The sequence below is a fragment of the Geminicoccus flavidas genome, from assembly GCF_009806515.1.
GTDB classification, from domain to species: domain Bacteria; phylum Pseudomonadota; class Alphaproteobacteria; order Geminicoccales; family Geminicoccaceae; genus Geminicoccus; species Geminicoccus flavidus.
Window position 1 is genome coordinate 1 of sequence record NZ_WUJP01000238.1, and the last position, 3,675, is coordinate 3,675.

Annotated in this window: 3 protein-coding genes; all 3 read left to right on the forward strand. The window is 68.5% G+C overall.

Going from position 1 to position 3,675, the window contains the following annotated elements; all coding sequences use genetic code 11:
• Positions 1–1,086: iron-containing alcohol dehydrogenase (locus EQG76_RS06705; RefSeq protein WP_159711771.1), on the forward strand; the 1,086-nt coding region annotated here is incomplete at its 5' end.
• A gap of 4 nt (positions 1,087–1,090) precedes the next feature.
• Positions 1,091–1,843 (forward strand): class I SAM-dependent methyltransferase, encoded by a 753-nt coding sequence (locus tag EQG76_RS06710; RefSeq protein WP_159711773.1) that lies wholly within the window; start codon positions 1,091–1,093, stop codon positions 1,841–1,843.
• A gap of 130 nt (positions 1,844–1,973) precedes the next feature.
• On the forward strand, positions 1,974–3,675 hold a 1,702-nt coding region (locus EQG76_RS06715; protein ID WP_159711775.1), incomplete at its 3' end, for a sulfatase-like hydrolase/transferase.

The following is a 3,675-nucleotide window of genomic DNA, read 5'->3' on the forward strand; positions in this document are numbered from 1 at the left end:
TGTAGGGCAGCGGGCATGCAGCGCCCGCTCGTGGTGACCGATCCCGGCATCGTCAAGCTGCCGATCATGGCCACGGTCCTGGACACGCTGCAGGCCGGCGGCCTCGAGGCGGCAACGTTCTTCGACGTGAAGCCCAACCCGGTCGCGGCCAATGTCTCGGCGGGCCTGGAGGTATTCCGCACCGGCAAGCATGACGGCGTGGTGGCTCTGGGTGGCGGCTCGGGCTTGGATGCCGGCAAGGTCATCGCCTTCATGGCCGGCCAGACCCGGCCGATGTGGGACTTCGAGGACATCGGCGACTGGTGGACCCGGGCCAACCCGGACGGCATCGCGCCGATCGTGGCGATCCCGACCACGGCCGGCACCGGCTCCGAGGTCGGCCGCGCCGGCGTGATCACCGACGAGAGCACCCACACCAAGAAGATCATCTTCCACCCGAAGATGATGCCCAGTACCGCGATCCTCGACGCGCAGATGACGGTCGGCCTGCCTAGGAACCTAACCGCCTGGACCGGGTTCGACGCGCTGGCGCACTGCCTCGAGGCCTATTGCGCGCCGGGCTTTCACCCGATGGCGGAAGGCATCGCCGTGGAAGGCATCCGGCTGGTCAAGGAGGCCCTGCCCAAGGCGGTGGCGGACGGGGGCGACCTGGAGGCGCGCGGCAAGATGCTGATCGCCTCGGCCATGGGCGCCACCGCCTTTCAGAAGGGCCTGGGCGCCATCCACTCGCTGAGCCATCCGGTGGGCTCGATCTACGACACCCATCACGGCCTCACCAATGCTGTGTTCATGCCCTATGTGCTGGCGTTCAATCGCGAGGTGATCGCGGAGCGGATGGAGCGGCTCTCGGCCTGGCTAGGCCTGTCCGGCACGTCCGGCTACGACGCCTTCCTCCAGTGGGCCCTGCGCCTGCGCGAGGAGCTGGGCATCCCCAACACGCTGGAAGGGCTGAAGGTCGGCGCGGACAAGTTCGCCGAGATGGCGAAGATGGCGGAGGTGGATCCCACCGCCGGCTCCAACCCGCGCAAGCTCACCGCGGCGGATGCCGAGGCGCTCTACCAGAACGCGCTCGCCGGCAAGCTCTGAGCGGATGGGCGGCCAGGGCTTCAAGGATCACTTCTCGGGAACTGCGCAAGGCTATGCCGCGCATCGCCCGACCTATCCTGACGCCCTGGTCGACTTCCTGGCGGGCCAGGTGCCTGGCCACGATCTCGTCCTGGACTGCGGCTGCGGCAGCGGCCAGCTCTCGACCCTGCTTGCCGCCCGGTTCGCCCTTGTGGTCGCAACCGATGCCAGCGCCCAGCAGATCGCCGCGGCCACGCCGCATCCGAGGGTCGAGTACCAGGTGGCGCCGGCGGATCGGAGCGGCCTGCCGGATGGCAGCGCAGACCTGATCACTGCTGCCCAGGCAGCGCACTGGTTCGACCTGCCGGCCTTCTATGCCGAGGTGCGGCGGGTGGCACGGCCGGGTGCGGTGCTGGCGCTGATCAGCTACGGCATCCTGGAGCTCGACGGGCCGGCCGGTTCAGCCATGCAGCGCTTCTACCGCGACACGCTCGAATCCTACTGGCCGCCCGAGCGCCGCCTCGTCGAGGAGGGCTACCGGTCCCTGCCCTTCCCGTTCGGGGAATTCACCGCGCCGCCGCTCGCGATCGAGGTCGCGTGGCGGCTGGACGACCTGATCGGCTATGTCGGGACCTGGTCCGCGGTGCAGCGGGCGCGCGCCGCCCTCGGACAGGATCCGATCGCGCCGTTCCGTGCAGAGCTGCTGCCGGCCTGGGGCGACCCGGAAACATGCCGGCCAATCCGCTTCCCCCTGTCGCTGCGGGTCGGGCGGGTCTGACCGGGCCGGCACCGTAGAACCGGGGAAAATACCTCCGCACTTACGCAAAATCATGTAGACTGGCGGCGAATTTTCGACCGCCAGAGGAATGTCCTTGACGGCATCCCCTGGAGTTCAGGGGGAATGCAGCATGAAGCGCAGAGACGTGGTCAAGACGTCGGCCGCGGCGGGACTGATGGTGGGGCTTAGTTCACTGCCTGCGGATGCGGCGGCAGGCCACGGGCACCATTTCCGGCGCCCACCCAACATCCTGTTCGTGCTGGTCGACCAGTTGCGCTTCCCGAAAGTCTTTCCCGAAGGCGTGCAGGATGCCGGGCAGTTCTTCGCCAGGTTCATGCCGAACCTGCACCGCCGGCTGTGGAGCGGGGGCGTGAAGTTCAGCCGCCACTTCTCGGCAGCCTGCGCCTGCACGCCGTCGCGCGGCGTGCTGATCTCGGGCCTCTACTCGCAGCAGAGCTGGCTGGCCGCGACGATCCTGGCGACCCCGGACGCGCGCGCCTCAATCTCGCCGGTGCTCAACCGAGCCTATCCGACCTATGGCAAGCTCCTGCGCCGGGCCGGCTACCGCACGCCCTATATCGGCAAGTGGCATGTCTCGCTGCCGCCCGAATCGACCGGCGACCTCAGCGCCTACGGGTTCGAGGGCCTGACCGAGCCGGACCCGACCGGCTCCAACCTGCAGGGCACGGTCGGCAACCAGGCCGAGGGCTATCTGAACGACCAGTACATCTCCGACCAAGCAGTGGCCTGGCTCGGCTCGCGCAAGGTGCGGGAGCAGCCATGGTGCCTGACCGTCTCCTTCGTCAATCCGCACGACAAGGAGTTCTTCTGGGCCGGCACCGAGTTCCGGACCTTCAACAACCTGTATGACGGGACTGGCCTGGAGCCCTTCCGCTACTATTCCTTCCACGACGGCACGGTCTATCCACCCCTGGTGCGCTGGGCGGACAACCCGCTGAAGAGCCCAGGCCGCTACGGCTACCCGCCCCTGCCGCCGAACTGGGAGTCCGCCGCGCGCATCGAGGCACGCAAGCCGCCCACCCAGGCCTTCACCCGGCTGTTCCAGCAGTTCGTCTGGGGCGGCGTGGCCGACGATTCGAAACAGCGCGACTTTGGCGTCGTCCCCTACCCGGTGCCGTCGCTCGACTACGGCGTGGCCTACGCGCCCCATCGCTACTGGGAGCGCAATCTGGACTCCTACACCCAGATCATGGGCATCGTCGATCAGCGGATCGGTGAGGTGCTGGCGGCTCTGCCGAAGGACGTGGCCCGTGACACGGTGATCGTGTTCACCTCGGACCATGGCGAATATGCCGGCGCCCACGGCTTCGTGTCCGGCAAGGTCGGCACGCTCTACGACGAGGCGTTCCACGTGCCGCTGATCGTGGTGGACCCCACCGGGCGCTTTGCCGGCGACATCGACGAGATCCGGACCGGGCTGAGCTCCTCGGTCGACCTCCTGCCCCTGCTGGTGAGCATCGGCCACCATGGCAGCCGCCGCTGGCTGCGTGCTGGCCTCGCCGAACTGTACGGCCAGCGCCACGACATGCTGCCGATGCTGCGCTCGGCCAAGGCCAGGGGGCGCCGCTACGTGCTGCTCGCCACCGACGAGCAGGTGCCGGGCTACCTCAACCCGGAGGAGGCGCCCCTGCATCTGGTGGGCGTGCGCACGCAGGACTTCAAGCTCGGCCTCTACACGGACTGGCGGCAGGACACGACCAGGATCGACCGCAGCTCGATCGCGGCCGAGTTCTACGATTACACGACCGCGCGCGGGCGGGCGGAACTGGACAACCAGCCGGACGACCCACGCGCTTTGGCTGCGCGCCGGC